We start from the raw sequence: 25,456 nt of genomic DNA, 5'->3' as shown, positions 1-25,456 counted from the left end.
GAGGGAACCACGTTGCGCCGCGCCGTCTGTCCGGGGTCGTTCGACCCCATCACCAATGGACATCTCGACATCATCGGACGAGCCTCGAAGCTGTACGACGTCGTGCACGTCGCCGTGATGATCAACCAGTCCAAGAAGGGGCTGTTCACGGTCGACGAGCGGATGGAGCTGATCCGCCAGGTCACCGCCGACTTCGGCAACGTCGAGGTCGAGTCCTTCCACGGCCTGCTGGTCGACTTCTGCAAGCAGCGTGACATCCCGGCGATCGTGAAGGGCCTGCGCGCCGTGAGCGACTTCGACTACGAGCTGCAGATGGCCCAGATGAACAACGGGCTCTCCGGGGTCGAGACGCTCTTCGTGCCGACGAACCCGACCTACAGCTTCCTGTCGTCCTCGCTGGTCAAGGAGGTCGCCACCTGGGGCGGCGACGTGTCGCACCTGCTGCCGCCGCCGGTCCACGCCGCCCTCGTGGAGCGCCTCGGCCGGAAGTGAGGTGCTGACCGTCCGTCACCAGGTGTCGGGCGGAAGGCGACTGGCCTTACAGTCGTCCCGTCCGTCTCCAACAGCAGCAGAGAGTGGCGAGCACACGGTGGACGTGCAGAAGAAGCTCGACGAGATCGTCGAAACGGTCGGGAACGCCCGTTCCATGCCCATGTCGGCGTCCTGCGTGGTCAACCGCGCCGAGCTGCTGGCGATGCTCGAGGAGGTCCGGGAGGCACTGCCCGGCTCGCTCGCCCACGCCCAGGAGCTCATCGGCGGCCGTGAGCAGCTCGTCGAGCAGGCCCGGCAGGAGGCCGAGCGGATCGTCGAGTCCGCACGGGCCCAGCGCGGTTCGCTGATCTCCGACACCGAGATCGCCCGGCAGTCCCAGGCGGAGGCCGAGCGGATCCTGTCCGAGGCCCGCAGGGAGGCCGAGGAGGTCCGTGGCGAGGCCGACGAATACGTGGACAGCAAGCTCGCCAACTTCGAGGTCGTCCTCACCAAGACCATCGGCTCCGTCGACCGCGGCCGGGAGAAGCTCCTGGGCCGCAGTGAGGGGCTCGACGCGCAGGGCTACGAGGACCCGGACTTCGCCGAGGCACCCGAGCGCAGCGCGGATCCCGAGACGCTCAAGCGGCGCGCGGACGACTACGTCGACACCAAGCTCGGCGCCTTCGAGGCCGTACTGGCCAAGACCCTGGAAGCCGTCGGCCGCGGCCGGCAGAAGCTGCACGGCCGGGTCGCCACCGACGACCTGGGCGCGCACATGGCGGCCCAGGACGCCGCGGGCGGGCACCTGCGCACCAGCGACGAGGACCACTGGGCGGGTCTGGCCGAGCTCTCCGCCCCGGAGCAGCGGCAGGCTCCCCGGCAGCCCCTGTACGCGGAGCCCGCGCAGCCGGACTACGCACCGGTGGCGGATTACCAGGACCCCGCGCAGGCAGGTTTCCCGGTGCGGACCGAGCAGGAGCCGCAGTACGCGCAGACGTACGCCTACCAGGACCGGCCGCTCCAGGCCGATCCCTATGCCGGCTACCAGCAGCAGCCCGACCCGTACGCCGGCTACCAGCAGCAGGGCTACGACCCGAACCAGTCGCAGGGGCAGCCCCAGCAGGAGTACTGGGGCCAGCAGGGCCAGGCACCCGCACAGCAGGGCGAGAGCGCCCTCGACGAGACCAGTCTGTTCGACACCAGCATGATCGATCTGGAACAGCTCCGCCGGTACGAACAGGAGCGCTGACGAGGCGGTCCGGAGGGCGGCAGGACCGGATTGGGTGCTGGGCGGTACGTCCAGTATCCTGGATCCTCGGTCGCGCGTATGTCCGCGATCCCGGCTGCCCGCTTTCCCTCAGGATCGGGGGCGGTCCCTCCGGAAGCCGCACATTGCACATGAGTTCGAAAGCAGGAAAAGCCCTGAACGGTCACCTCGACCACCGCAACCCCCTCGTGTTCGATACGCGCGAGCTGGGTCGGCGTCCCGGTGCCCTGAAGCGGCTCACCCGCTCGGTGGAAGCGCCGAAGGACCTCGGTATAGACGGGGTCATCGGTGTGCCGGAGAACGCGCCCCTGGCGCTGGACCTCCGCCTCGAATCGGTCATGGAAGGGGTGCTTGTCACAGGCACCGCCCGTGCAGCGGCCGAGGGGGAGTGCGTAAGGTGTCTGGAGCCGCTGCGCCTTGAGGTCGAAGCGGACTTCCAGGAGATGTTCTCGTACCCTGACGCCGATGACCGGAACCGCAGCAGGACCGCGGATCCGGTCGACGACGCCGAGGACGACGAGGACAGGTTCTTCCTCGAGGACGGCTTGTTCGACCTCGAGTCTGTGCTGCGTGACGCGGTGGTGCTCGCACTTCCGCTGCAGCCGGTGTGCAAGGAGACCTGTGCCGGTCTGTGTTCCGAGTGCGGAATCAGGCTGGACGAGAATCCGGGCCACCACCACGACGCCGTCGACATTCGTTGGGCGGCACTGCAAGGACTCGCCGATACCGTTCAGGCCGGCGAGAAGGACAACATGGGCGGCGCCGAACCTGGCGTCGACGAGAAGCAGGAGAAGTAGCCGTGGCTGTTCCGAAGCGGAAGATGTCGCGCAGCAACACGCGCCACCGCCGGTCGCAGTGGAAGGCTGCGGTCCCCACCCTGGTTTCGTGCGAGCGTTGCCAGGAGCCGAAGCTCCAGCACATTGCGTGCCCGAGCTGCGGCACCTACAACAAGCGCCAGGTCCTCGAGGTCTGAGCGGCTGGTGAGAGGCACGATGTCTGAGTTGTCCAGCGCCAAGAAGCAGGCAGACAACGTCAACACAGCCTCGTCCCACACGCTTCTGGAAGGGCGGCTCGGGTATCACCTCGAGTCCGCCCTTCTGGTGCGTGCGCTGACCCATCGTTCGTACGCATACGAGAACGGCGGTCTGCCCACCAACGAGCGGCTCGAATTCCTCGGGGATTCGGTGCTCGGCCTGGTGGTCACGGACACGCTGTACCGTACCCACCCCGACCTGCCCGAAGGCCAGCTGGCCAAGTTGCGGGCCGCGGTGGTCAACTCACGTGCACTTGCGGAAGTGGGCCGCGGCCTCGAACTCGGCTCCTTCATCCGGCTCGGCCGCGGTGAAGAGGGCACGGGTGGCCGGGACAAGGCTTCCATCCTCGCCGACACCCTTGAAGCGGTGATCGGCGCCGTCTATCTCGACCAGGGCCTCGGCGCGGCCTCGGAGCTGGTGCACCGGCTCTTCGACCCGCTGATCGACAGGTCCTCGAGCCTCGGTGCCGGCCTGGACTGGAAGACCAGTCTCCAGGAGCTCACCGCGAGCGAGAGCCTCGGAGTCCCCGAGTACCTCGTCACGGAGACCGGCCCGGACCACGAGAAGACCTTCACTGCTGCTGCTCGCGTCGGTGGTGTCTCGTACGGCACCGGCACCGGCCGTAGCAAGAAGGAAGCGGAGCAGCAGGCGGCGGAATCCGCCTGGCGCGAGATCAGCGCCGCCGCGGAAGCACGGGAGGCCACGGCGAGTGCCGCTGCCGACGGAGGGGCCGCCGACACCCCTGCCGACCCGTCGCCGCACGCGGACGCGGCTCCCGCCTGAACCACCCGAGAGCCCCCCGGCGCCTTGTGCACCGGGGGGCTCTCGCTGTCCTCCCCCCGTGCCCGAAGGAGTCACCGTGCCCGAACTGCCCGAGGTCGAAGTCGTACGGCGGGGGCTGGAGCGCTGGGTCGCCGGGCGCACCGTCGACGACGTCGAGGTCCTGCACCCGCGTGCGGTCCGGCGCCACCTCGCGGGCGGCGTGGATTTCGCGGCCCGGCTGCGCGGCCTGCGCTTCGGCACGGCGATGCGCCGCGGGAAGTACCTCTGGGTGCCGTTGGACGAGGCGGAGTCCTCACTGCTCGGGCACCTCGGCATGAGCGGCCAGCTGCTCGTGCAGAGCGCGGAGACCCCCGACGAGAAGCACCTGCGGATCCGGATCCGCTTCGACGACACCCTCGGCACCGAACTGCGTTTCGTGGACCAGCGGACCTTCGGCGGGCTGTCGCTCCACGAGAACACCCCCGACGGCCTGCCCGACGTCATCGCGCACATCGCCCGCGACCCGCTCGACCCGGACTTCGACGACGCCGCGTTCCACACGGCGCTGCGCCTGCGCCGTACGACGGTCAAGCGCGCCCTGCTCGACCAGTCCCTGATCAGCGGTGTCGGCAACATCTACGCGGACGAGGCGCTCTGGCGCAGCAGACTGCACTACGAGCGGCCGACCGGGACGCTGACCCGCCCGAGGACGGCGGAGCTGCTCGGTCACGTCCGGGACGTGATGCGCGAGGCCCTCGACCAGGGCGGCACCAGCTTCGACAGCCTGTACGTGAATGTGAACGGTGAGTCCGGCTATTTCGACCGGTCGCTCGACGCCTACGGCCGGGAGGACGAACCCTGTCACCGCTGCGGGACGCCGATGCGCCGGAGGCCGTGGATGAACCGGTCCAGCTACTTCTGCCCGCGCTGCCAGCGTCCGCCGCGCACGGGCTGACGGCTCCGGGGTGTGCGCGGGCTGTACGGGCTCAGGCCCCGCGGGCCCCGTCGTACCGCCCGCGGGCGTCGAGCACCTCGGGCATCCGGCCCTCCACCAGCCGGATGAGCCCCGCCAGCCGGCCGGCGACCTCGTGGCCCAGGGACGTCAGCTCGTAGTCGACGCGCGGCGGATTGGTGGGCTGGGCCTCGCGGTGCACCAGACCGTCGCGCTCCAGCGCGTGCAGGGTCTGGGAGAGCATCTTCTCGCTGACCCCGTCGACCCGTCGGCGCAGCTCGTTGAAGCGGAGCCTGTTCCCGTACAGCGCCCCCAGGGTCAGGCTGCCCCAGCGGCCGGTGAGGTGCTCCAGCGTTCCCCGGGAAGGACACAGCCGGGAGAAGACGTCGAAGGGTGGACCGCTGCCGTCGCGCTCCGCCGGTGCCTCGCTCATACGCGTCAGCTTACGCCTGTGCAGCGCTCACTTCGGGTGAGCGCTGCACAGGCGTAAGCGGGGGCGGCGGGAGGGGTCAGAAGCCGAAGTCCTGCGTCCACCAGGGGCCGCCGGAACCCATGTGCACACCCACGCCGAGCGTCGTGTAGTCGCAATTGAGAATGTTCGCGCGGTGGCCGTCGCTGTTCATCCAGGCGTCCATGACCGCCTGCGCGTCGGCCTGGCCCCGGGCTATGTTCTCGCCGCCGAGACCCTGCACGCCGGCCTTCGCGGCGCGGTCCCAGGGGGTCGCCCCGTCGGGGTCGGTGTGGTCGAAGAAGCCGCGGGCGGCCATGTCCTCGCTGAAGGCCTGGGCGAGCGCGGTCAGCGAGGCCCGGGCGGTGACCGGGCTGCAGCCGGCCTTCGCGCGCTCCTGGTTGACCAGGGCGAGCACGGCCGCCTGCGCGGAGGTGCCGGCCGGGGCCTCGGGCGTACGGCTCGGCGAGGGGGACGAGGTCTTCTTCAAAGGGGCCGGGGCCTTCGTGGCCGGACGCGAGCTCTTCCGCGCCCCGGTGGCCGGTGCCTTCGTCCGCTCCGGTGCCTCGGTCCGCTTCCCGGCCCGCTTCGAGGCGGTGGCTGAGGGCTTCTTTTCCGGGCCGGCCGAGGCGGACTTCGAGGGCGCCGCGGAACGCTCGCCACCCCGTGCGGCCTGCGCGGAGGCGGACGCGGAGGCCGAGGCGGACGCGGAGGCCGAGGCCCGGTCGGTCGGTTCGGCGGAGGAGCCGCCCTGGGTCAGCAGGTCGGGGGCGCCGCCGGCGCGGACCTGTTCGGCGGCGGTGCCGCCGCTGACGCTGTAGGTGTCGCCGCCGGGCAGCAGACCCGATGCGACAGCGACCGCGCCCACGGCCACCGCCGCGGACACGCCGAGAAGACCGGTGCGCAGGGGAGCGCCGGCCCGCTTCTTGCGGCGGACACCGCGGTGCCAGCCTGCCGCGCCCGCGGTCTGCTGCTCAGCGGCGGGGGCTGCGCCTGCGCGTCGATGGCGTCCCATGCGCTGTGCCTTCCTCGTGCTCGGCGGCGCCGCTGCGACGTCACCGTAATCCCGTCGATCTCACCCGTTCGGGTGAGGCTATTGCGACGGGACTGTACGCCATGACGTATTGGGCCGACGTGCTCCTCGAGCAATAGGCCCGTTAGCGTTCGAGCATGAACGAAGACGCACGACTCGTCGTATGGGTACGCGGCCGAGTACAGCAAGTAGGGTTCCGCTGGTTCACCAGGGCAAATGCTTTGGAGATCGGAGGCCTCACCGGCTTCGCCCTCAATCTCGACGACGGCAGGGTGCAGGTGGTCGCCGAGGGACCGCGTGAGAATTGCCACCGTCTGCTCGACTGGCTCGCATCCGATGACACACCCGGCCGCGTGGACGGCGTGACTGAGATCTGGGACACGCCGCGCAGGGTTTACGAGGGATTCGCGATCCGCTGAGGCCTGCCGGGAAATGGGGCGCGGATCCGCTCCGTATCCGGGGTGCCGCGAGGGGTGACGGAGAAGGTTCCGAGGGCCACGCACCCAAAATGACCTGCGAAAGGACCCGGCAGAGGGGCATGGTTGCCAAGAGGCGGATGTCGTGCCAGGCTGCGGAATTGACGAAGATCTCCACGCCCTCCGGGACCCCGCAGGAGAGTCGCGCCGCATGATCATCCGGCCGCGCGCCCCGGGACACCCGCCTCCACGGCGTGTGATCGTGTTGACCGTCAAACTTTTTGGTGAGACGCTGAAAACCCCGCGCACCCTAGCTGTTTGGCAGAGCTGGTTGGCAGCAGAACCGCAGTGGTGAAGAGCACTGCCGAGCACGCGGGTGCGATTCCCTCACGACCCACACCGCATCGGTCGGTCACTCAGTGTGGAGGACCATCCATCATGGCAAAGGCGCTTCTCGGTTACGTCGGCGGTTCCGACCCGCGACTCCTCGCCGAGATGCGACGGCTCCAGAAGCGCGTCCAGGACCTGGAATCCGAGCTCGTACGGATCCAGGACGAGAACGACGCGCTCAACGCCGCCGCTCAGCACCAGGAGTCGCTGCTCGACAGCATCGACATCGACGTACCTCAGGCGGAGCCCGCGCTGACCTGACCCATTGCCCCACCGGGGCCGGTCGGGCTGCTCGTGTCAGCCGCTCGGGATCACCACCGGAATGTCTTCGTCACGGATCGCTGTCCTTGAACACGCCGCCGCCCTCGAAAGCCGGGGACTGCTCGTGATCAGGTCCGTTCGCGATCCGTCACGCAGGACTGTGTGAGATTCAACTGTGCGAGAACCCAAGGGACGCTTCGGCGTCCCTTTTTCTTTCCCCCGGCCCGCCCCCGATGTATCGCTCTTCGCTTACCGTCTGATGTGCCCTGCGCCTTCATCAGCGAAACCGAGAGTGAAAGGTAGAGTCCGGCGGCGTGCACCTCAAGGCCCTGACCCTGCGTGGTTTCAAATCATTCGCCTCCGCCACGACCCTGCGGTTCGAACCGGGGATCACCTGCGTCGTCGGTCCCAATGGGTCCGGAAAATCCAATGTGGTGGACGCGCTCTCCTGGGTCATGGGCGAGCAGGGAGCCAAAAGCCTGCGCGGCGGCAAGATGGAAGACGTGATCTTCGCCGGCACCACCGGCAGACCACCGCTCGGCCGGGCGGAAGTGTCGCTGACCATCGACAATTCCGACGGCGCGCTGCCCATCGAGTACGCCGAGGTGACGATCACCCGGATCATGTTCCGCAACGGTGGCAGCGAATACCAGATCAATGGCGACACCTGCCGGCTGCTCGACATCCAGGAACTCCTCTCGGACTCCGGTATCGGCCGCGAGATGCACGTCATCGTCGGCCAGGGCCGGCTGGACTCCGTACTGCACGCCGATCCGATGGGGCGCCGCGCGTTCATCGAAGAGGCCGCGGGCGTGCTCAAGCACCGCAAGCGCAAGGAGAAGGCGCTGCGGAAGCTGGAGGCGATGGGGGCCAACCTCGCCCGCGTCCAGGACCTCACCGACGAACTCCGGCGCCAGCTCAAGCCCCTGGGCCGGCAGGCGGCCGTGGCCCGCCGGGCCGCCGTCATCCAGGCCGATCTGCGGGACGCCCGGCTGCGGCTGCTCGCCGACGACCTGGTGCGGCTGAGGGAGGCGCTGCGCAGCGAGATCGCCGACGAGGCTGCCCTCAAGCAGCGCAGGGAGGCGGCGGAGGGCGACCTCAAGGCGGCGCTCGCCCGTGAGGCGGACCTGGAGGAGGAGGTACGGCGGCTGGCGCCGCGGCTGCAGCGCGCCCAGCAGACCTGGTACGAACTCTCGCAGCTGGCCGAGCGCGTGCGGGGCACGATCTCACTCGCCGACGCCCGGGTGAAGAGCGCCACCGCCGCGCCGGAGGAGGAGCGGCGCGGACGGGACCCCGAGGACATGGAGCGCGAGGCCGCCCGGATCCGCGAGCAGGAGGCGGAGCTTGCGGCAGCGCTGGAGGCGGCGGAGCACGCGCTGGAGGACACCACCGCGCACCGGTCAGATCTGGAAAGGGAGTTGGCGGCGGAGGAGCGCAGGCTCAGGGACGCCGCCCGTGCCATCGCGGACCGGCGCGAAGGGCTCGCCCGGTTGAACGGGCAGGTCAACGCGGCCCGCAGCCGCGCCGGTTCGGCACAGGCCGAGATCGACCGGCTGGCCGCGTCCCGGGACGAGGCGCGGGAGCGGGCGTTCGCGGCGCAGGAGGAGTACGAGCAGCTCAAGGCCGAGGTCGAGGGACTGGACGCGGGCGACGCGGAGCTGGCGGAGCGGCACGACGCGGCCAGGCGGGAGCTCGCGGAGGCGGAGTCGGCGCTCGGCGCCGCGCGGGAGGCCGTCACCACCGCGGAACGCAAGCGCGCCGCGGTCGCCGCCCGCCATGAGGCTCTCTCCCTGGGACTGCGTCGCAAGGACGGCACAGGCGTACTGCTCGGTGCGCGGGACCGGCTGCCGGGGCTGCTCGGGCCGGCGGCCGGACTGATCACGGTGGCTCCCGGGTACGAGGTCGCGGTGGCGGCGGCGCTGGGAGCGGCTGCCGACGCGATCGCGGTACGGGATCCCGCCACGGCTGCCGACGCGATCCGCCTGCTGCGCAAGCAGGACGCGGGGCGTGCGTCGCTGCTGCCGGCGGGCCCGGGCGGCGGTCAGGTCCCCGCACAGGGCGCCGAGCCGGATCCCGCGCCCGCCGTGGGCCAGGTGCCGGTGCCGGGCTCGATCGCCCCGCACGGTGCCACGGACGGGGAGGCGCCGCCGCAGCGACCGGTGCCCGCCGTGGCCGCTCCGGCTGTCGCCGCCGAAGGACCCCGGGCCCCCGCGGTCTCCTCCCTGGTGCGGGGTCCCGCCGAACTGATGCGGGCCGTACGGCTGCTGGTGCGCGACATGGTCGTCGTCGGCACCCTGGAGGACGCCGAGGACCTGGTCGCCGCCCATCCGGCGCTGACCGCGGTGACCGGCGAGGGTGACGTGCTGGGCGCGCACTTCGCGCACGGCGGATCCGCCGGGGCGCCCAGCCTGCTGGAGGTGCGGGCCTCCGTCGAGGAGGCCGCCGCCGAGCTGGCCGAGCTCGCCGTACGGTGCGAGGAGCTCGCCGGGGCCCAGCAGCTCGCCGCCGCGCGGCGCCGTGAGGGGGCCGCCCGCGTGGAGGAACTGGGGGACCGGCGCAGGGCCGCGGAGCGGGAGAAGTCCGCAGTGGCCCAGCAGCTCGGCAGGCTGGCCGGGCAGGCCCGGGGCGCCGCCGGGGAGGCCGAGCGGACGACCGCCTCCGCGGCCAGGGCCCAGGAGGCCCTGGAGCGGGCCACCGAGGAGGCCGAGGAGCTCGCGGAGCGGCTGCTGGTCGCGGAGGAGACCCCGGTCGAGGAGGAACCCGACACCTCCGTACGGGACCGGCTCGCCGCCGACGGCGCCAACGCGCGCCAGACCGAGATGGAGGCGCGCCTCCAGCTCCGTACCCATGAGGAACGCGTCAAGGGGCTCGCCGGGCGGGCCGACGCTCTCGACCGCGGGGCCCGCGCGGAGCGCGAGGCCCGCACCCGCGCCGAGCAGCGCCGCGCCCGGTTGCGTCACGAGGCGGCCGTGGCCGCCGCCGTGGCGTCCGGCGCCCGTCAGCTGCTCGCCCATGTGGAGGTCTCCGTCGTACGGGCCGGGGAGGAACGGGCCACGGCCGAGGCCGCGAAGGCCGCACGCGAACGGGAGCTGGCGGCCGAACGAGGCCGGGGCCGCGACCTCAAGAGCGAGCTCGACCGGCTGACCGACTCGGTGCACCGCGGTGAGGTGCTCGGCGCCGAGAAGCGGCTCCGTGTGGAGCAGCTGGAGACGAAGGCGCTGGAGGAGTTCGGTGTCGAGCCGGCCGGTCTGGCCGCCGAGTACGGCCCCGGCCGGCCGGTGCCTCCGTCCCCGGCGGTGGAGGGGGAGGAGCTGCCGGAGGCTCCGGAGCACCCGCGCAACCAGCCGACGCCCTTCGTCAGGGCTGAGCAGGAGAAGCGGCTCAAGGCGGCCGAACGGGCGTATCAGCAACTCGGGAAGGTGAATCCGCTCGCCCTCGAGGAGTTCTCGGCGCTGGAGGAACGGCACAAGTTCCTCTCCGAGCAGCTCGAAGACCTGAAGAAGACCCGGGCCGACCTGATGCAGGTGATCAAGGAAGTCGACGAGCGGGTGGAGCAGGTGTTCACCGAGGCCTTCCGGGACACCGCCCGTGAGTTCGAAGGCGTCTTCTCACGGCTCTTCCCCGGAGGCGAGGGCCGGCTCATCCTCACCGATCCGGACAACATGCTGACGACGGGGCTGGACGTCGAGGCCAGGCCGCCCGGCAAGAAGGTCAAGCGGCTCTCGCTGCTGTCGGGCGGCGAGAGATCCCTTACGGCCGTTGCCCTCCTGGTCGCCATCTTCAAGGCCAGACCGAGCCCGTTCTACGTCATGGACGAGGTCGAGGCGGCGCTCGACGACACCAATCTGCAGCGCCTGATCCGGATCATGGAGGAGCTCCAGGAGAGCTCCCAGCTCATCGTGATCACCCATCAGAAGCGGACGATGGAGGTCGCGGACGCGTTGTACGGCGTCTCGATGCAGGGCGACGGGGTCTCCAAGGTGATCAGCCAGCGGCTGCGCTGAGGGCCGGCCGTGCCCAGTGAGGCGTGGTCACTTACCTTTCACAAAATCTTCAACACTTAAACGCACCTGCTGGGCGACCCCGGGTACACGTGAGTCCGGTCCCACTCCGCCCCGAGTGTTGACTTCGAAACTTGAACGCATAACCTCAGCAATGTTGTTTTTACCTTCAAGTGGTGGTCGGCCTTGAGTTGTGCGCCACTGGGAGGGCTCACCCCCCACGCCTGACGTGCGGCCAGGCATCAGGAGTTTCATGTGACCAGCACACCGCGCGGACCGGAGTCCGGAGCCCGGGAGGCCCACCCGGACCATCTCGGCCATGTCATCTTCATCACGGCAGCCGCGGCCATGGGCGGCTTCCTCTTCGGCTACGACAGTTCCGTGATCAACGGTGCTGTCGAGGCCATCCGTGACCGGTACGACATCGGCTCCGGAACGCTGGCCCAGGTGATCGCCATCGCTCTGATCGGCTGTGCGATCGGGGCGGCCACGGCGGGACGCATCGCCGACCGGATCGGCCGCATCCGCTGCATGCAGATCGCCTCGGTGCTGTTCACCATCAGCGCCGTCGGTTCCGCACTGCCGTTCGCCCTGTGGGACCTCGCCATGTGGCGGATCATCGGCGGCTTCGCGATCGGCATGGCCTCGGTCATCGGCCCGGCCTACATCGCCGAGGTCTCGCCGCCCGCCTACCGAGGCCGCCTCGGATCCTTCCAGCAGGCCGCCATCGTCATCGGCATCGCGATCTCGCAGCTGGTCAACTACGGCATCCTGCAGATCGCCGACGGCGACCAGCGCGGCGACATCGGCGGCTTCGAGGCCTGGCAGTGGATGCTCGGCGTCATGGTCGTGCCCGCCATCCTGTACGGGCTGCTGTCCTTCGCGATCCCCGAGTCGCCGCGCTTCCTCATCTCCGTCGGCAAGAAGGACCGGGCCCGGAAGATCCTGGAAGAGGTCGAGGGCAAGAACGTCGACCTCGACGCGCGGGTGAACGAGATCGAAACGGCCATGCGCCGCGAGCACAAGTCGAAGTTCAGCGACCTGCTCGGGAGCCGCCTCGGCTTCCTGCCGATCGTCTGGGTCGGTATCGGTCTGTCCGTGTTCCAGCAGCTCGTCGGCATCAACGTCGCGTTCTACTACTCGGCGACGCTGTGGCAGTCCGTCGGCATCGACCCGACCGACTCCTTCTTCTATTCCTTCACCACGTCGATCATCAACATCATCGGCACGGTGATCGCCATGATCCTCGTGGACCGGGTGGGCCGCCGGCCGCTCGCGCTCGTCGGTTCGGTCGGTATGGCCGTGGCGCTGGCCTTCGAGGCCTGGGCCTTCTCCGCGGACCTGGTGGACGGCAAGCTCCCCAGCACCGAGGGCACCGTCGCCCTGATCGCCGCCCACGTCTTCGTCCTCTTCTTCGCGCTGTCGTGGGGTGTCGTCGTCTGGGTCTTCCTCGGCGAGATGTTCCCGAACCGCATCCGCGCAGCCGCCCTCGGCGTCGCCGCGTCGGCGCAGTGGATCGCCAACTGGGCGATCACCGCGAGCTTCCCGAGCCTGGCCGACTGGAACCTGTCGGCCACCTACATCATCTACACCTGCTTCGCCGTGCTCTCGATCCCCTTCGTGCTCAAGTTCGTGAAGGAGACCAAGGGCAAGGCGTTGGAGGAGATGGGCTGATCCCCGCTGCCCCTCTCCTCGGCACCGGGTGCTGCCCCGGTCCGGCCCGTGCCGGACCGGGGCAGCACCGCGTCGTGGCCCGTGCGGTGTCAGAAGCCGGCGAGTCGGCCGCCCGTGACGTCGGCCGCGCCGTCGGCCGGGCGCGGCAGCAGCGTTGAGCGTCCCGGCGGGCCACCCGCGGCAGGGCGCCGGGGAAGAGGTGGTCGTGCTGGCCGTGCTGTCCGGAAACCGGCCGGGAGAGCGCCATGCCCGGGCGCCGGCACGCTTCCAGGTGGCCGGCGTGTGGGCCCCGGACCGAACGACAGCACGGGTGCCGGGGCCCCGCCTGCCGGAAGTTCGGCCCGTCGAGGACGGTGAGCCCGGCGCCCACCCCCGGCAGCGGCACCGTCATGCCGGCTGTCACCCCTGATGGGGAAGAGGCCGCGGACCCGGCGGTGCGCTCGGCCTCGGGAACGAGATCCAGGCCGTGGTCCTCCAGGCACGGAAGCGTATCCCTACCCCCAAAAGGCGCATTACGCCCTCATGTCCGTCCGTACGGTCCTCCGGAACCGCGCCCGGACCACGGCCGTGGCCGATACTGGACGGGTTATGGAAATCGTCATCCTTGCTGTCATCATCGCCCTGGTCGCGGTCGGCCTGATCAGCGGGCTCGTGGTCAGCAGCCGCAAGAAGAAGCAGCTGCCGCCCTCGGCGCCGTCGAGCACGCCGACCATCACTCCTCCCGCGGAACCCCGCGCCGGCGAGGAAGCCGAGGCGCCGCGCGACGAAACGCGGCGCACCATCGAGGAGGTCGGTCCCCCCACCGACGGGACCCCCGTCGGCGAAGCCCCGGTCGTCATCGAGCCGGAGACCCCCGCGCTCGAAGTCCCCGAGCCCACCGCGGGCCGTCTGGTGCGGCTCCGCGCCCGGCTCGCCCGCTCGCAGAACTCGCTGGGCAAGGGGCTGCTCACGCTCCTGTCGCGCGACAACCTCGACGAGGACACCTGGGAGGAGATCGAGGACACGCTCCTCACCGCCGACGTCGGTGTCGCCCCCACCCAGGAGCTGGTGGAACGGCTCCGTGAGCGGGTCCGTGTCCTCGGCACCCGTACACCCGAAGGGCTGCGCGCGCTGCTGCGCGAGGAGCTCATCGCCCTGCTCGGCCCCGACTTCGACCGTGCGGTCAGGACGGAGGGCGGCGCCGAGACGCCCGGCGTCGTGATGGTCGTCGGGGTCAACGGCACCGGCAAGACGACCACGACGGGCAAGCTCGCCCGGGTGCTCGTCGCCGACGGCCGCAGCGTCGTGCTCGGCGCCGCGGACACGTTCCGGGCCGCGGCGGCCGACCAGCTCCAGACCTGGGGCGAGCGCGTCGGCGCCCGTACGGTCCGCGGGCCCGAGGGCGGCGACCCCGCCTCGATCGCCTTCGACGCCGTCAAGGAGGGCATCGCCGAGGGCGCCGACGTGGTGCTCATCGACACCGCCGGCCGGCTGCACACCAAGACGGGGCTCATGGACGAGCTCGGCAAGGTCAAGCGGGTCGTCGAGAAGCACGGGCCGCTCGATGAGATCCTCCTCGTCCTGGACGCCACGACCGGGCAGAACGGACTTGTCCAGGCGCGGGTGTTCGCCGAGGTCGTCGACATCACCGGCATCGTCCTCACCAAGCTGGACGGCACCGCCAAGGGCGGCATCGTCATCGCCGTCCAGCGTGAGCTGGGCGTACCGGTGAAGCTCATCGGCCTCGGTGAGGGACCGGACGATCTGGCGCCGTTCGAGCCCGAGGCCTTCGTCGACGCGCTGATCGGCGACTGACGGCACCTGCTCCCGTGTACGGGGGAAGGGCGGCGGACCCGGAGAGGGTTTGCCGCCCTTCCCCCGTCACGAGCGGTGGCATATGTAGGCCAGGGTGCCGAGCAGCAGCCGCGCCTGCGGGGGAGTCACCGCCGTGCCCGGAACCGGCGGACGCAACCAGCGGACCGGGCCGAGGCCGCCGAGGTCGGAGGGGGGAGCGGTGATGTACGCGCCCGCGCCGAACGCCCGGAGATCCAGGTCCGCGTCGTCCCAGCCCATCCGGTAGAGCAGCCCGGGCAGACCACTCGCGGCCCCGGGGGCGACGAAGAACTGCGTCCGGCCCGTCGGCGTCACCGTCACCGGTCCCACCGGCAGGCCCATCCGCTCCATCCGGACCAGCGCGTGCCGGCCGGCGGCCTCGGCGACGTCGAGCACGTCGAAGGTCCGGCCCGCCGGCAGCAGCATCGAGGCGCCCGGCACCTCCTCCCAGGCGTCCTCGGCGATGTCGGGGGAAGCGCCCGCCGGCACCTCACGGGCGAAGTCCAGCGGATGCGCGCCGGGGGCGACGCACCGGGCGTCGCCGCACGAACAGGATCCGGCCGTGGCTCGCGCACCCGGTGCCACCGCCCAGCCCCAGAGTCCTGTGTACTGCGCCACCGCGGTCGCCCCGGCCGCCGCACGGCCGCGCCGCCGCGAGCCGGAACGCATCTCGCGGATGCCGCCGATCGTGAAGCCCATGCCCCCTCCAACGGGTCCGACTCACCGGTGGTTACGACCCGGAGTCCCCGAGCGTCCCCCGTCGTCGCCGCGGACCGGCGGCGCACGGAGCGGGCCTCGTGGGAGTGCGCGACTCGCTCGCGCGCCCCTGAATGCTTCACTCCGCTCACCCCTGACCGCGGCATGTCAAGTGAATCGCGCGCCGCGCCGAGCGGGTTCATCCGAAGGGGTGGCGAATGGTGGCGTTTCCGCGATCGCCCTCGCCGGAGCGGTGATCGTAGGATTACCGTCGGTACCCGAACCCTGCAATTGCATGTGCGCCCACGGGTATGCCCCAGGCAATCCGTTTCTCTGTTCGATGGCGCGCAACGTCCGTTCGGGCAGCACCGATGCACGGCATTCTGATAAAGGTTCGCGCGACAGGTTTCAGCGGGATGGGGGCGTTCCAGTGAGTGGCAGCGGCGCAGGGACGAGTGCCGGGAAGCGCCCCAACGGGCCATTGGGATCCTGGTTCGTGCGCAGCGGCTGGTCCAAGGGCGAGCTCGCACGCCAGGTGAACCGGCGGGCGCGCCAGTTGGGCGCCCACCACATCAGCACCGACACCTCACGGGTGCGGCGCTGGCTCGACGGCGAACAGCCCCGCGAACCGATCCCGCGCATCCTGTCCGAACTCTTCTCCGAACGCTTCGGAGCCGTCGTCGCCGTGGAGGACCTCGGGCTGCGCGCCGTCCACCAGTCGCCGTCGGTGGCCGGGGTCGACCTGCCCTGGGCGGGCCCGCAGACCGTCGCACTCCTCAGCGAGTTCTCGCGCAGCGACCTCATGCTGGCCCGGCGGGGTTTCCTCGGCAGCTCCCTCGCCCTGGCCGCGGGCCCCACCCTCATCGAGCCGATGCAGCGCTGGCTGGTGCCCGTCGCCCCCTCGGGGCAGTCCGAGCCGGCACAGGCGTCCGCCGGGAACCGGCCCTCGCGGCTCTCCCGGCCCGAGCTCGACCTGCTGGAGTCCACCACGGCGATGTTCCGCCAGTGGGACGCCCAGTGCGGCGGCGGGCTGCGCCGCAAGGCCGTCGTCGGCCAACTCCACGAGGTCACCGACCTGTTGCAGGAGCCCCAGCCCGGGCAGACCGCCCGGCGGCTGTTCCGGTGCGCGGCCGAACTGGCCGAACTGGCGGGCTGGATGAGCTACGACGTGGGCCTCCAGCCCACCGCCCAGAAGTACTTCGTGCTCGCCCTGCACGCCTCCAAGGAGGCCGGGGACAAGCCGCTGGGTTCCTACATCCTGTCCAGCATGAGCCGCCAGATGATTCACCTCGGGCGGCCCGACGACGCGCTCGAGCTCATCCATCTCGCCCAGTACGGAAGCCGGGACTGCGCCACCGCGCGCACCCAGGCCATGCTGTATGCGATGGAGGCCCGCGCCTACGCCAACATGGGCCAGCCGAGCAAGTGCAAGCGAGCGGTCCGGATGGCCGAGGACACCTTCGCCGACGCCGTCCTCGACGACGGGCCCGAGCCCGACTGGATCCGCTTCTTCTCCGACGCCGAACTGCACGGCGAGAACGCCCACTCCTACCGTGACCTGGCCTACGTCGCGGGCCGCAGTCCCACGTACGCCTCGCTCGCCGAGCCCGTCATGGCCCGTGCCGTCGAGCTCTTCGGCGACGACGAGGTGCACCAGAGGTCCTACGCGCTCAATCTGATCGGCATGGCGACCGTGCACCTCCTCAAGCGTGAGCCCGAGGAGTCGACCGTGCCGGCCGCCCGGGCCCTGAGGATCGCCAAGAAGATCAGGTCGGAGCGTGTCAACACCCGGCTCCGCAAGACCGTCGACACCGCTGCCAGGGACTTCGGCGACATTCCCGAGGTCGCGCGGCTCACCGACCTGCTCACCGAGCAGCTCCCGGAGACCGCCCAGGCGGTCTGACCGGCACCCCTGTCACCGGCCACGACAGCCATCCCGTACATCCCGACTCGGCTCCCCCATCGCCAGGTCAGCGGGTGGCTGTCGTGGCCGGTTCACGTTTTCGGGGTCCCGAACCGCGCCGTATGCGGCGCAGGCAGCAGGGTAGGCAGCACACCGGGTCCGACACCCGTGGTTCATTCGGACGTAACACGTCACGCCCCTTCGTCACTGCGGCGAAACATCGTGCGGCATTCGTGGAAACCGCGCTGCGCGAATCTCATGGCGCATAACCGGCCCGCACCTTTTCACCGTGGTCCCGCACCCCCGCACGTGGCCGCACCGACGACGAGGAGACGCCGATGCCCCCAGGCATCACGACGCTTGCCGCAGACGCCCCCGAGCTGTCTGCCGCCAACACAGGGTTCATGCTCATCTGCTCCGCGCTGGTGATGCTCATGACCCCGGGTCTGGCCTTCTTCTACGGAGGCATGGTCCGCGTCAAGAGCACCCTGAACATGCTGATGATGAGCTTCATCAGCCTCGGGATCGTCACGGTCCTGTGGGTGCTCTACGGATTCAGCCTCGCCTTCGGCACCGACGTCGGCTCCGTCATCGGCTGGAGCTCGGACTTCGTCGGTCTCAGCGGGATCGGCGTGACCGAGCTCTGGGACGGTTACACCATCCCGACCTATGTCTTCGCGGTCTTCCAGCTGATGTTCGCCGTGCTCACCCCGGCTCTCATCAGCGGTGCCCTCGCCGACCGGGTCAAGTTCACCTCGTGGGCCCTGTTCATCACCCTGTGGGTCACGGTCGTCTACTTCCCCGTCGCCCACTGGGTGTGGGGCGCGGGCGGCTGGCTCTTCGAGCTGGGTGTCATCGACTTCGCCGGCGGTACGGCCGTCCACATCAACGCGGGCGCGGCGGCCCTCGGCGTGATCCTCGTCATCGGCAAGCGGGTCGGCTTCAAGAAGGACCCGATGCGGCCGCACAGCCTGCCGCTCGTCATGCTCGGCGCCGCCCTCCTGTGGTTCGGCTGGTTCGGCTTCAACGCCGGCTCGTGGCTCGGCAACGACGACGGTGTCGGCGCCGTCATGTTCGTGAACACGCAGGTCGCCACCGGTGCGGCCGTCCTGGGATGGCTCGCCTACGAGAAGATCCGCCACGGTTCCTTCACCACCCTGGGTGCCGCCTCCGGCGCCGTCGCCGGTCTCGTCGCCATCACCCCCGCGGGCGGTGCGGTCAGCCCGCTGGGCGCCATCGCGGTCGGCGTCGTCGCCGGTGTCCTGTGCGCCATGGCGGTCGGCCTGAAGTACAAGCTCGGCTACGACGACTCCCTGGACGTCGTCGGCGTCCACCTCGTCGGCGGCATCATCGGCTCCCTCCTCGTGGGCTTCTTCGCCACCGGCGGAGTGCAGTCCGACGCCAAGGGCCTCTTCTACGGCGGCGGCCTCGACCAGCTCGGCAAGCAGGCCGTCGGAGTGTTCGCGGTCCTCGCGTACTCTCTGGTCGTCTCCGCGGCCCTCGCCTTCGTCCTGGACAGGACGATCGGGATGCGCGTCCCGGAGGACGACGAGATCTCCGGTATCGACCAGGTCGAGCACGCCGAGACGGCCTACGACTTCAGCGGCGCCGGCGGCGGCGCGGTTACGCGCACCGCACCTCCGGCGCCCGGCGCCACGGCAGCCCCGACGAACAAGAAGGTGGACGCATGAAGCTCATCACCGCAGTCGTGAAGCCGCACAGGCTGGACGAGATCAAGGAGGCACTCCAGGCCTTCGGCGTCCAGGGCCTCACGGTCACGGAAGCCAGCGGCTACGGGCGTCAGCGCGGACACACCGAGGTCTACCGGGGCGCCGAGTACACCGTCGACCTCGTACCGAAGATCCGCATCGAGGTCCTCGTCGAGGACGAGGACGCCGAACAGCTCATCGACGTGGTCGTCAAGGCCGCCCGGACGGGCAAGATCGGTGACGGCAAGGTCTGGAGCGTCCCGGTGGAGACCGCGATCCGTGTACGGACCGGCGAACGCGGTCCCGACGCACTCTGACCGACGGTTCCCGCGAACGGAAAGGCAGCTGGGTGACGAGCACCGAAGTGACCACCGAATCCGAGGACTCGGGACCCAGCGGCTACGCGGCGGCCCGGCTGCGTCTCCTCCAGGAGGAGACGCGGTCCGGGCCGCCGCGCCGTGCGGCCCTGGCCCGCCTCACCGACGACTGGCTGAGCGCGCTGTTCACGGCGGCCTCCGAGGAGTCGGGCGTCCGGGGCGCGGCCCTCGTGGCGGTCGGCGGGTACGGCCGCGGGGAACTCTCCCCGCGCAGCGACCTCGACCTCCTGCTCCTGCACGACGGCAGCGCCGACGCCGGCGCGCTCGCCGCGCTCGCCGACCGCATCTGGTACCCGGTCTGGGACCTCGGCCTGGCCCTCGACCACTCCGTACGCACCCCCGGCGAAGCACGCGGGACCGCGGGGGAGGACCTCAAGGTGCAGCTCGGACTGCTCGACGCACGCCCCGTCGCCGGAGACCTCGGCATGGTCGCGGGACTGCGCACCGCGATCCTCGCCGACTGGCGCAACCAGGCCCCCGCACGCCTCCCCGCCCTCGACGAACTCTGCCGGGAACGGGCCGAACGCATGGGCGAGCTCCAGTTCCTCCTGGAGCCCGACCTCAAGGAGGCCCGCGGCGGCCTCCGCGACGCCACCGCGCTGCGCGCCGTCGCCGCCTCCTGGGTCGCCGACGCCCCCCGCGAAGGACTCGCCGAAGCCCGGCGCACCCTCCTCGACGCGCGCGACGCCCTCCACCTCACCACCGGCCGGGCCACCGACCGCCTCGCCCTGCAGGAACAGGACCAGGTCGCCGGAGCCCTCGGTCTCCTCGACTCCGACGCGCTGCTGCGCCAGGTGTACGAGGCCGCCCGGACCGTCTCGTACGCCACCGACGTCACCTGGCGCGAGGTCAATCGCGTCCTGCGCGCCCGCTCCGTACGACCCCGGCTGCGGGCGATCCTCGGCGGCGGCGCCAAGGCCGCCCCGGAACGCACCCCGCTCGCCGAAGGCGTCGTCGAGGCCGACGGCGAAGTCGTCCTCGCACGCACCGCCCGCCCCGAGAAGGACCCCGTCCTCACCCTCAGGGCCGCCGCCGCTGCGGCGGAGTCCGGACTGCCGCTCTCCCGCCACCTGGTACGCCACCTCAGGACCGCCGCCCAGCCGCTGCCCGTGCCGTGGCCCGCGGAGGCCCGCGAGGAGCTCGTCACCCTGCTCGGTGCCGGCGAGTCCACCGTCGGCGTCTGGGAAGCGCTGGAAGCGGAAGGCATCATCACCCGGCTGCTGCCCGACTGGGAGCGGGTCCACTGCCGTCCGCAGCGCAACCCCGTCCACACCTGGACCGTCGACCGGCACCTCGTCGAGACGGCCGTACGCGCCGCCTCCCTCACCCGCCGCGTCGGCCGCCCCGACCTGCTCCTGGTCGCGGCCCTGCTCCATGACATCGGCAAGGGCTGGCCCGGGGACCACTCCGTCGCCGGTGAGGTCATCGCCCGCGACATGGCCGCCCGTATCGGCTTCGACAAGCAGGACGTGGGGACCGTCGCCACCCTCGTACGCCACCACCTGCTGCTCATCGAGACCGCCACCCGGCGTGACCTGGACGACCCCGCGACCGTGCGGTCCGTCGCCGACGCCGTGGGCAGCGCCTCCACCCTGGAACTCCTGCACGCCCTCACCGAGGCCGACGCGCTGGCCACCGGCCCCGCCGCGTGGAGCTCCTGGCGTGCCTCCCTCGTCACGGACCTGGTCAGGCGGGTCGCCGCGCTCCTCGCGGGCGAGGAGCCCGCCGAACCGGAACCGCTCGCGCCCAGCGCCGAGCAGGAACGCCTGGCCGTCGAGTCGCTGCGCACCGGTGAACCCGTCCTGTCCCTGCACACCCAGCCGGAACCCGTCCCCGAGGACGGCGAACCGGAACCCGTCGGTGTGGAACTCCTCATCGCGCTGCCCGACCGCCCCGGGGTGCTGCCCGCTGCGGCCGGGGTCCTCGCCCTGCACCGCCTCACCGTCCGCGCCGCCGATCTGCGGGCCGTCGAGCTCCCCACCGAGCTGGGCGGTTCGGCCGGCCTGCTGGTGCTCAGCTGGCGGGTCGCCGCCGAGTACGGTTCACTCCCGCAGGCAGCCCGGCTCCGCGCCGACCTCGTACGCGCCCTGGACGGCTCCCTGGACATCCGGGCCCGCCTCGCCGAGCGCGAGGCCGCCTACCCGAGGCGGCGCGGGGTCAAGGCGCCACCGCCCAGGGTCACTGTCGCGGCGGCGGGCTCGCGGCTCGCCACGGTGATCGAGGTGCGCGCCCAGGACGCCCCGGGGTTGCTGCACCGGATCGGCCGGGCGCTGGAACAGACGGCCGTACGGGTCCGCAGCGCCCATGTCTCGACACTGGGAGCGAACGCGGTGGACGCCTTCTACGTCACTGGTCCGGACGGTGAACCGCTGCCCAGGGAGCGGGCGGCGGAGGTGGCCAGGGAGGTGGAGAAGGCGCTGGGGTGACCCCCGGCGCCGGGCCGTTCGTCACGAGCGGTGACGTCCGGCACCCGGTCGTTCGTCACGAGAAACGGGCGAGGTCTTCGCGTTCGGCGGGGTCCGGATACCCTGGAGGGCGATTGACCCGCCACCACCCCCGACCCTGAGGACCGACGAGCGCCGTGTTCGATACTCTCTCCGACCGCCTTGCCGCGACTTTCAAGAACCTCAGGGGCAAGGGCCGCTTGTCCGAGGCGGACATCGACGCCACGGCTCGCGAGATCCGTATCGCCCTGCTCGAGGCCGACGTCGCGCTGCCTGTCGTCCGTTCCTTCATCGCCAACGTCAAGGAGCGCGCGCGGGGGGTCGAGGTCTCCCAGGCACTGAATCCGGCGCAGCAGATGATCAAGATCGTCAACGAGGAGCTCGTCGGCATCCTCGGTGGCGAGACCCGGCGGCTCCGGTTCGCCAAGACCGCGCCGACCGTGATCATGCTCGCGGGTCTGCAGGGTGCCGGTAAGACCACCCTCGCCGGAAAGCTCGGTCTCTGGCTCAAGGGCCAGGGCCACTCCCCGCTGCTCGTCGCCTGTGACCTCCAGCGTCCGAACGCGGTCAACCAGCTGAGCGTCGTCGCCGACCGCGCCGGTGTCTCGGTGTACGCGCCGGAGCCCGGCAACGGCGTGGGCGACCCGGTCAAGGTCGCCAAGGACTCCATCGAGTTCGCCAGGGCCAAGGTCCACGACATCGTCATCGTCGACACCGCCGGCCGCCTCGGCATCGACCAGGAACTGATGCGGCAGGCCGCCGACATCCGCGACGCCGTCAGCCCCGACGAGATCCTCTTCGTCGTCGACGCCATGATCGGCCAGGACGCGGTCAACACCGCGGAGGCCTTCCGCGACGGCGTCGGCTTCGACGGCGTGGTGCTCTCCAAGCTCGACGGCGACGCCCGCGGCGGCGCCGCCCTGTCGATCGCCCATGTCACGGGCAAGCAGATCATGTTCGCGTCGAACGGTGAGAAGCTCGAGGACTTCGACGCCTTCCACCCCGACCGCATGGCGTCCCGCATCCTCGACATGGGTGACCTGCTCACCCTGATCGAGCAGGCGGAGAAGACCTTCAGCCAGGAAGAGGCCGCCAAAATGGCCTCCAAGCTGGCGTCGAGCAAGGGCAAGGACTTCACGCTCGACGACTTCCTGGCGCAGATGGAGCAGGTCAGGAAGATGGGCTCCATCTCCAAGCTGCTCGGGATGCTGCCCGGCATGGGGCAGATCAAGGACCAGATCAGCAACATCGACGAGCGGGACGTGGACCGCACGGCCGCGATCATCAAGTCGATGACCCCGCACGAGCGCGCCGAGCCCACGGTGATCAACGGCTCGCGCCGGGCCCGTATCGCCAAGGGTTCGGGTGTCGAGGTCTCCGCCGTGAAGAACCTCGTCGAGCGGTTCTTCGAGGCCCGCAAGATGATGTCGAAGATGGCTCAGGGCGGCGGGATGCCGGGGATGCCGGGGATGCCGGGCATGGGTGGTGGCCCCGGCCGTCAGAAGAAGCAGGTCAAGCAGGCCAAGGGCAAGCGCAAGAGCGGCAACCCGATGAAGCGCAAGGCCGAGGAGCAGGCCGCCGCGGCCCGTCGCGAGCAGGCGGCGGCGCAGGGCGGGGCCTTCGGGCTGCCGGCCCAGGAGGACAAGAACTTCGAGCTGCCGGACGAGTTCAAGAAGTTCATGGGCTGACCGGCCGGCGAACGGCTGACCAAGGGGCGCCCCGCTCGGCGGGGTGCCCCTTCGTGGCCTCGCGCCGGCCGCGTCAGGTCACGCACACCAGGTAGCGGAAGACGTTCGGCATCCACACCGTGCCGTCGGGCCGCACATGCGGATGCAGCGCCTCCGCGACCTCCTTCTCCGCCTGGGAACGGTCCGTCGCCCGGATCGCCGCGTCGAACAGCCCGGTCGACAGCAGACCGCGCACCGCGCTGTCCACGTCCGCGTAGCCGAACGGGCAGGACACCCGGCCCGAACCGTCCGGTTTCAGCCCGGCCCGCGCCGCCACCTCCTCCAGGTCGTCCCGCAGCGCCGGGCGCCAGCCGCTCCCGGAGCGCGCGGTACGCGACGACCCGGCGAGGCGCGCCGCCACCCGGAGCACCGGGGCGGTGGCGCAGCGCTCCGGTGGGCCCCAGCCGGTCAGGACCACCGTGGCCCCTCGCGCGGCCAGCGGGACGGCGGCGGCGAGGGCGGGCGCGAGCCCTTCGGAGTCACCCTCCGCGCAACCGATCGGACTGAACGCGGTGAGCAGGTTGTACGGCGCCTCCCCGGCCGCGGCCGCCGCCGACGGGGCACCCTCCACGAGTGTCGCCCGTGCGGACGGCGCCCCCGCCCCTTCCCGCCCCGGACCGGACGCGAGGCGCTCACGCGCCAGCGCAAGCCGTTCACGGTCGGTCTCGCAGCCGGTGACGCGCGCCCCGCGGGACGCGGCGATCAGCAGCGCCAGCCCGGAACCGCAGCCGATGGAGAGCATCCGGGTGCCGGCTCCGACTTCGAGCCGCTCGAACACCGCTTCGTAGAGCGGCGCCAGCATGCGCTCCTGGATCTCGGCCCAGTCACGGGCACGGGCACCGGCGTCCACCGTGGCGGACGAGTCCGCATACCTGTGGTGCCGGACGAGCGTTGGTGTCATGGAATGCGCCCCAATCCGCCGAGAGGTCGGTCGTGCCCGAGTGAGGTCCCCCGAGTCTGCAGGTACGCCCTGCTCCGTGCGGCACGTGGTGCGTGTGCCGCGCTCCGCGCGACCACGGCCCCCGTATGTCAGGGAACCCCGCATCCGCGGTCCCGTCCAGGGGCTGGATGGCATTGCTCGCGTGCTCCGGTCGTGCGCCCCCGGCTCAGGTCATGGTGGCGGTGGCCGGGAGCGGCACGCCTGCCGTTCGCTCCTCACAGTCTTACCCGACACGCGGAGCGCAGCACGTCGAGGGCTCGATGCCCGTTCGGGCACGGGTTCGTGGCCCCTCCTTCGTGCCGGGTACTGTCGCTCGCAGCGGCCCCGGACACCGTCTGACGCGTACGACACGCTACGTACCGTCTTGGTGTGAGCTGTGTGACTTCTCCGCAGATCTGCGCACCCGCCCTCGTCCGGCCGCATCAGGGGCAACTGACTGGTACGTGCAAATTAATTGGGATGGCCCGGAATAGGAACACCGGAGCCCTCAGGCTCGTTGTCACGACGTGAGCACGACACCACCTGTACTTGCCGCAGAGCTGGCACAGGCGTGGGCCGACATTCAGCGGTACCACCCCGAGCTGCCCGATCTTGCCGCGCCAGAGTCCCTGATCGGAGAGTCCTCGTCCGCCTGTGGCGCCGAGCTCTCCTTCGAACGACTGCTCCACGAGGCAGTCCACGGCATCGCCGCCGCACGAGGTGTCCGGGACACCTCGCGGGCCGGCCGCTACCACAACCGACGCTTCCTCGCGATCGCCGAGGAGCTGGGCCTCGACCATGCCGAGGAGCCCCACCCCAGCAGCGGATTCTCGTTGGTGACGCTGAATCCCGAGGCCAAACGCAGATACCGCCCGACGATGGAACGGCTCCAGCGTGCGCTCAAGGCGCACACCGTGGCCACCGCCGCCGACACCAAGCGCTCCTTCCGCGGCCCCGCCGCCCGGCACGGCTCCTCCGGGGGAGGTGTGCGGGTCAAGGCCGTCTGCGACTGCGGACGGAACGTTCGCGTCGTCCCCTCGGTCCTCGCCCAGGCGCCGATCGTCTGCGGCGGCTGCGGCAAGCCGTTCCGTATCCCCGAAGCGGCGGTCGCGGTGGGGTGACCCGATGTGGTGTGGCACAATGGCTAGCTGTACTCGACA

21 protein-coding genes are annotated in these 25,456 nt (G+C 70.9%); 17 read left to right on the top strand and 4 right to left on the bottom strand.

Features of this window, described 5'->3' with window-relative positions; translation table 11 throughout:
- The first annotated feature begins 12 nt into the window (after positions 1–12).
- The 6 genes from coaD to mutM all read left to right on the top strand — a co-directional run bounded on the left by coaD (position 13) and on the right by mutM (position 4,489).
- Positions 13–492: a pantetheine-phosphate adenylyltransferase gene (gene coaD / locus AB0F38_RS26965; RefSeq protein WP_361898578.1), complete on the top strand. Its 480-nt coding sequence runs from the start codon at positions 13–15 to the stop codon at positions 490–492.
- A 97-nt stretch (positions 493–589) separates the two neighbouring features.
- Positions 590–1,720: a cell division initiation protein gene (locus AB0F38_RS26960; RefSeq protein ID WP_361898504.1), complete on the top strand. Its 1,131-nt coding sequence runs from the start codon at positions 590–592 to the stop codon at positions 1,718–1,720.
- Positions 1,721–1,869: 149 nt separating this feature from the next.
- Entirely contained in the window at positions 1,870–2,535 is a 666-nt protein-coding gene (locus tag AB0F38_RS26955) for a DUF177 domain-containing protein (protein ID WP_361898501.1), read from the top strand.
- Positions 2,536–2,537: 2 nt separating this feature from the next.
- Positions 2,538–2,711 carry a 50S ribosomal protein L32 gene (gene rpmF, locus AB0F38_RS26950; protein ID WP_003965982.1) on the top strand — a complete coding sequence of 58 codons (174 nt, stop codon included), beginning with the start codon at positions 2,538–2,540 and terminating at the stop codon, positions 2,709–2,711.
- 19 nt (positions 2,712–2,730) lie between these two features.
- Positions 2,731–3,555 carry a ribonuclease III gene (gene rnc, locus AB0F38_RS26945; RefSeq protein ID WP_361898498.1) on the top strand — a complete coding sequence of 275 codons (825 nt, stop codon included), beginning with the start codon at positions 2,731–2,733 and terminating at the stop codon, positions 3,553–3,555.
- A 76-nt stretch (positions 3,556–3,631) separates the two neighbouring features.
- Complete coding sequence (mutM, locus tag AB0F38_RS26940; protein ID WP_361898495.1) at positions 3,632–4,489, top strand: bifunctional DNA-formamidopyrimidine glycosylase/DNA-(apurinic or apyrimidinic site) lyase; 858 nt, start codon at positions 3,632–3,634, stop codon at positions 4,487–4,489.
- A gap of 31 nt (positions 4,490–4,520) precedes the next feature.
- Here mutM and AB0F38_RS26935 read toward each other — a convergent pair whose 3' ends face one another.
- Both AB0F38_RS26935 and AB0F38_RS26930 read right to left on the bottom strand, forming a co-directional pair.
- Complete coding sequence (locus tag AB0F38_RS26935; protein WP_361898493.1) at positions 4,521–4,919, bottom strand: helix-turn-helix domain-containing protein; 399 nt, start codon at positions 4,917–4,919, stop codon at positions 4,521–4,523.
- Positions 4,920–4,995: 76 nt separating this feature from the next.
- Positions 4,996–5,949 carry a CAP domain-containing protein gene (locus tag AB0F38_RS26930; protein WP_361898490.1) on the bottom strand — a complete coding sequence of 318 codons (954 nt, stop codon included), beginning with the start codon at positions 5,947–5,949 and terminating at the stop codon, positions 4,996–4,998.
- A gap of 155 nt (positions 5,950–6,104) precedes the next feature.
- Here AB0F38_RS26930 and AB0F38_RS26925 point away from each other — a divergent pair, with 155 nt between their 5' ends.
- The 5 genes from AB0F38_RS26925 to ftsY all read left to right on the top strand — a co-directional run bounded on the left by AB0F38_RS26925 (position 6,105) and on the right by ftsY (position 14,503).
- Positions 6,105–6,386, top strand: coding sequence for an acylphosphatase (locus AB0F38_RS26925; RefSeq protein WP_361898487.1), 282 nt, complete (start codon positions 6,105–6,107; stop codon positions 6,384–6,386).
- A gap of 435 nt (positions 6,387–6,821) precedes the next feature.
- Positions 6,822–7,034 carry a hypothetical protein gene (locus AB0F38_RS26920; RefSeq protein WP_033304037.1) on the top strand — a complete coding sequence of 71 codons (213 nt, stop codon included), beginning with the start codon at positions 6,822–6,824 and terminating at the stop codon, positions 7,032–7,034.
- A 314-nt stretch (positions 7,035–7,348) separates the two neighbouring features.
- Positions 7,349–11,038 carry an AAA family ATPase gene (locus AB0F38_RS26915; RefSeq protein ID WP_361898484.1) on the top strand — a complete coding sequence of 1,230 codons (3,690 nt, stop codon included), beginning with the start codon at positions 7,349–7,351 and terminating at the stop codon, positions 11,036–11,038.
- A gap of 252 nt (positions 11,039–11,290) precedes the next feature.
- Entirely contained in the window at positions 11,291–12,709 is a 1,419-nt protein-coding gene (locus AB0F38_RS26910) for a sugar porter family MFS transporter (RefSeq protein ID WP_361898481.1), read from the top strand.
- Between the two features lie 588 nt (positions 12,710–13,297).
- Positions 13,298–14,503 (top strand): signal recognition particle-docking protein FtsY, encoded by a 1,206-nt coding sequence (gene ftsY / locus AB0F38_RS26905; protein ID WP_361898478.1) that lies wholly within the window; start codon positions 13,298–13,300, stop codon positions 14,501–14,503.
- A gap of 66 nt (positions 14,504–14,569) precedes the next feature.
- Here ftsY and AB0F38_RS26900 read toward each other — a convergent pair whose 3' ends face one another.
- A complete protein-coding gene (locus AB0F38_RS26900) occupies positions 14,570–15,220 on the bottom strand; it encodes a bifunctional DNA primase/polymerase (protein WP_361898475.1) in 651 nt (216 codons plus the stop codon).
- 427 nt (positions 15,221–15,647) lie between these two features.
- On the opposite strand from AB0F38_RS26900, the gene AB0F38_RS26895 reads away from it, so the two are divergent.
- The 5 genes from AB0F38_RS26895 to ffh all read left to right on the top strand — a co-directional run bounded on the left by AB0F38_RS26895 (position 15,648) and on the right by ffh (position 23,338).
- Positions 15,648–17,120, top strand: coding sequence for a hypothetical protein (locus AB0F38_RS26895; RefSeq protein WP_361898472.1), 1,473 nt, complete (start codon positions 15,648–15,650; stop codon positions 17,118–17,120).
- Positions 17,121–17,458: 338 nt separating this feature from the next.
- Positions 17,459–18,811, top strand: coding sequence for an ammonium transporter (locus tag AB0F38_RS26890; RefSeq protein WP_361898469.1), 1,353 nt, complete (start codon positions 17,459–17,461; stop codon positions 18,809–18,811).
- A complete protein-coding gene (locus tag AB0F38_RS26885; RefSeq protein WP_014048583.1) occupies positions 18,808–19,146 on the top strand; it encodes a P-II family nitrogen regulator in 339 nt (112 codons plus the stop codon). The genes AB0F38_RS26890 and AB0F38_RS26885 overlap by 4 nt, the downstream gene beginning before the upstream one ends.
- 32 nt (positions 19,147–19,178) lie before the next feature.
- Positions 19,179–21,632 carry a [protein-PII] uridylyltransferase gene (locus tag AB0F38_RS26880; RefSeq protein ID WP_361898466.1) on the top strand — a complete coding sequence of 818 codons (2,454 nt, stop codon included), beginning with the start codon at positions 19,179–19,181 and terminating at the stop codon, positions 21,630–21,632.
- Positions 21,633–21,787: 155 nt separating this feature from the next.
- Complete coding sequence (ffh, locus tag AB0F38_RS26875; RefSeq protein ID WP_361898463.1) at positions 21,788–23,338, top strand: signal recognition particle protein; 1,551 nt, start codon at positions 21,788–21,790, stop codon at positions 23,336–23,338.
- A gap of 73 nt (positions 23,339–23,411) precedes the next feature.
- Here the strand turns inward: ffh and AB0F38_RS26870 are convergent, their stop codons facing one another.
- On the bottom strand, positions 23,412–24,278 hold the full coding sequence (locus AB0F38_RS26870; RefSeq protein WP_361898460.1) for a methyltransferase domain-containing protein: 867 nt from the start codon (positions 24,276–24,278) through the stop codon (positions 23,412–23,414).
- A gap of 545 nt (positions 24,279–24,823) precedes the next feature.
- On the opposite strand from AB0F38_RS26870, the gene AB0F38_RS26865 reads away from it, so the two are divergent.
- Positions 24,824–25,417 carry a hypothetical protein gene (locus AB0F38_RS26865; RefSeq protein ID WP_097867061.1) on the top strand — a complete coding sequence of 198 codons (594 nt, stop codon included), beginning with the start codon at positions 24,824–24,826 and terminating at the stop codon, positions 25,415–25,417.
- Positions 25,418–25,456 lie beyond the last annotated feature (39 nt).

The sequence above is a fragment of the Streptomyces sp. NPDC025273 genome, from assembly GCF_040638585.1.
Taxonomy (GTDB): Bacteria; Actinomycetota; Actinomycetes; order Streptomycetales; family Streptomycetaceae; genus Streptomyces; species Streptomyces cinereorectus.
The sequence above is the reverse complement of the archived record's forward strand: the minus strand, read 5'-3'. Positions and strand labels throughout refer to the sequence as shown.